The organism is Micromonospora sp. NPDC007271, assembly GCF_040634005.1.
Lineage (GTDB): Bacteria > Actinomycetota > Actinomycetes > Mycobacteriales > Micromonosporaceae > Micromonospora.
Genome location: NZ_JBEYER010000196.1, coordinates 1 through 3403 on the forward strand (window position 1 = coordinate 1; position 3403 = coordinate 3403).

The window sequence follows — 3403 nt, forward strand, 5'->3', positions numbered from 1 at the left end:
TCGTGCCAGCCCGCGGTCTCGGCCGTGACCGCGTCCACATCGCCGCGTTCAGCATGCGCGTAGGCGCGGATGACGCCGTCGTTCCAAGTTCCGTCCGGCCAGCGGCCGGCCTTCCACTGCCCGGAGGCGAGTTGCTCGGCGCGGGCCCGGACGGATCGTTCGCGGTCTTCCGCGATGGCGGCGAGCATCGCCTCGAAGTCCCCCAGCCAGCTCTTCATCCGGGGCAGGTTCTCCGCCAGCCAGGTCCGCACGATGGTGGCGGCACGTTCCACGTCGGCTTCCATGGACAGCGAGAACGTGTGGTCGGGCAGCTGTGCGGTGTCGTCGGTCGCCACCAGGCGATGGCGCCAGACGCTGTGGTGCGGCATGGCGTCGCGGCGCGGATCGTCCTCTCCGAAGTAGTACCGGAGGTGCGGGGCAAGCAGCACCCCGACATTGATGAAGAACTCGACCTGTCCCATCAGTGCGGTGGTGCGCTGGATGTCGAGGGCGATGCCGTTGCCCTCAGGGTCGAAATACCGGAAGACCGGCCCGCGGCGGACAAAACCGGCGGCTGCCAGGTCGGCTTCGATGAGCTCGACGAACCGTCGTAGCAGGGCGTTCACGAGTCGGCACGGTACCGTCCCGGCGACGGGCCGCACATCGGGCTCCCGGTTGATGATCTCCTCTCGCCATGACTTGCGATCACACGACTTCGCCGCGCCAACCTCAGGCGGTCACGCCGGGACTGCGGTCGTGCTCCTCGGTGTGCTGATGATGGCCGCATCATGCCGCCTGCAGTGTTCTCCTGGCCGGGGCTCCGCCACCGCGAACCGCTACCCAGATCCCTGCCTCAGGCCATCAACCGACCGAGGACCAGCACTTGACGCCCCCACGCCAGTCGTCACCCACGTGCATGATCAGGTTCACTCACATGCCGCTGATCACGCGCCCGGTCAGCGTCCGCTCGTGCCGATGATCGTGCACCTGATCTAGCGCCGAGCATGGGCTCACTCGCTTGGTGGTCCAGACGCGACCTGGCGTCTGGACCACCAATCACGGCATGTCTTCACCCAAGGCGTTTTGGTCCGAGGTAGCTGCCGCCGGTGGCGTCGATGAGGTTGGCGGTCAGCCAGGCGCTGTCATCGCTGGCGAGGAAAGCGACGACGTTGGCGATGTCGGCGGGTGTGCCGACGCGTTCGATCGCCTGACCTGCCGCGACCATGGCCTGCGCCTCCGGCCGGTCGAGGATGAACGCGGTCTTGTCGGTGCGGGTCGGGCCGGGGGCGACAGTGTTGATGGTGATGCCCCGCGAGCCGATCTGGTTGGCCACGTTGCGGGTGAGGGTTTCGATCGCGGCCTTGGTCATGGCGTACGCCAGCTCGCCGGGTAGGGCGATGCGGGTGACCCCGGAGCCGATGTTGATGATGCGTCCGCCCTGGCCCATCAGGGGCAGCGCCTTTTGGATGAGGAAAAACGGCGCGCGCACGTTGACCGCGAAGAGCCGGTCGAATGCTTGCGGGGTCTCAGTGTCGATGCCGCCGGCGGAGTCGTTGATGCCCGCGTTGTTGACCAGGATGTCCAAGCGGGTCCGCCCGGTCCGCTCTCGCAACCCCGCCTGCACTGCGTGGATCACGGTGTCGGCGTCGCCGTCGATGCCGAGCTCCGCCTGGATGGCGAAGGCTCGGCCTCCGGCCGCCTCGATCGTGGCCACCGTGTCCTTGGCGGCGGTGTCGTTGCGTGCGTAGTGCACCACAACCAAGGCTCCATCTGCCGCTAGGCGCTCGCAGATCCCCCGGCCGATGCCCCGGGAGCCCCCGGTGACCAGCGCGGTCTTGCCCATGAGTGCCGCCATGTCCCCGCTCCTCTACTGTTTATCCCGTAAGCAATACGGTTTATGTTATACACAGTCAGGTGGTCGGGCGTCAACACCGGCCACAAGCCGCTGTTGAGAGGCACCGATGAAGACTGAAGCCAGCGCCATGGATCTGCTGTGGGGACGCAGCGCACGCCGCAGCCGCGGACCGCGGCCGCTGCTCAGCGTGGCGCAGATCGCCGAGGCCGCCGTCGAAATCGCCGACGCCGAAGGGCTGGCCACGGTGACGATGCAGAGGGTGGCCGACCGTTTCGGCTTCACCGCCATGTCTCTGTACCGGTACGTGCCCGGCCGCGCGGAGTTGATCGCCCTGATGATCGATACCGCGTTGGGTGTCGCCCCATCCATCGACACCCCGCAGGGTTGGCGCCCGGCGCTGCGCCAATGGACTCGGCACCTGTACGACGTGTTCCGACGCCACCCCTGGGTCACCCAAGCCACCACCCAGGCCCGACCCATCGGACCCAACGAGCTGAGCTGGCTGGAACGTGCGGTCGCACCCCTGGCCGGCACCGGACTGACCGGAGCGGAACGGGTGGACGCGGTGGTGCTCCTCACCGGCCACGTCCGCAACCAGATCCAGGCCGAAATGGGCATCGCCGCCGATGGCGGGGTCCACCTCGCCGTCGCGCTGACCGAGACGCTACGCGAGCATGCCGCCGACTATCCCGCCCTCACCGAAGCCGCCGACAGCGGCGCGTTCGGCCCCGGCGACAACGACGGCTTCGAGTTTGGGCTGGAATGCATCCTCAACGGCATCGCCGCGACCATCGCCATGCGGCCAAGGTGACACCACCACTCACATCACCGTAGACACCCTTGCGACAGCCCCCCACCGCCACCCAGACGTGCAGGCGATCGACGATCGCCCTGGCCCGGACAACGCGCGAAGCTGGGATCCGCCCACAACCGGATGCACGCTTCGGCCGCTGATCGAATGTTCGGACCGCTAGGTTGAAAGGGCGTTCAACTAACCAGACCCGGGCTTGCGGCTCTGGTGACGGTGTCCCCGGAGCCTCGGTCCGGCCCGGTGAAGGCGGCTCCCGCTGAAGATCGCCACAGACCGCAGGTAGGTACTCCATCGACTGAGTCAGGCCGCGCTCCGGGACTGCCGATCAGCACCCTGACCGTAGGTCAGAACCAAGCCGCTCGGGCATCCAACGTGGTCTGGTCCAGGCTGTCCAGCAGCTCGAACTGTGGCCCGACCCTCGGCAGCTCGTACCGGTAGAAGTACCGCGCCGCCTGCCGCTTCCCCGCCAGGAAGTCCCCCTCCGCTCCCTCCGGGCTCCCCAGCGCCTCCACCGCGAGCAACTGCTCCAGCCACATCCACCCGATCACCACGTGCCCGACCGCCTCCAGATAGATGGAGGCGTTCGCCAGCGCCAGCTCCGGGTCGCCACTCCCCCACAGCCGCCGCGTGACCACGGCGATCCGGTCGACCGCCGCGCCGAGCTGGCCGGCCACGGTGTCGATCTCGCCGTCGTCGACCGCGACCCGGACGGCCGAGCTGGAGGCCCGCCTGAAGTGGCCGAACGACCTGCTGATCGA

General features: G+C 68.1%; 4 protein-coding genes. 1 reads left to right on the forward strand and 3 read right to left on the reverse strand.

Features of this window, described 5'->3' with window-relative positions:
• Positions 1-605 (reverse strand): DUF4304 domain-containing protein (locus ABZ570_RS33670; protein ID WP_358072192.1); only part of this gene is annotated, 605 nt, incomplete at its 3' end.
• 443 nt (positions 606-1048) lie between these two features.
• Positions 1049-1822: an SDR family oxidoreductase gene (locus tag ABZ570_RS33675; RefSeq protein ID WP_358072194.1), complete on the reverse strand. Its 774-nt coding sequence runs from the start codon at positions 1820-1822 to the stop codon at positions 1049-1051.
• A 199-nt stretch (positions 1823-2021) separates the two neighbouring features.
• Here ABZ570_RS33675 and ABZ570_RS33680 point away from each other — a divergent pair, with 199 nt between their 5' ends.
• Positions 2022-2645, forward strand: a complete 624-nt coding sequence (locus ABZ570_RS33680) for a TetR/AcrR family transcriptional regulator C-terminal domain-containing protein (protein WP_358072196.1) — start codon at positions 2022-2024, stop codon at positions 2643-2645.
• A 344-nt stretch (positions 2646-2989) separates the two neighbouring features.
• Here ABZ570_RS33680 and ABZ570_RS33685 read toward each other — a convergent pair.
• A partial coding sequence (locus ABZ570_RS33685; protein ID WP_358072198.1) for an acyl-CoA dehydrogenase C-terminal domain-containing protein occupies positions 2990-3403 on the reverse strand: 414 nt, incomplete at its 5' end.

Excerpts from the sequence above, each read along its gene's own strand:
- ABZ570_RS33675 (WP_358072194.1), bottom strand. The coding sequence starts at position 1,822 with ATGGGCAAGACCGCGCTGGTCACCGGGGGCTCCCGGGGCATCGGCCGG.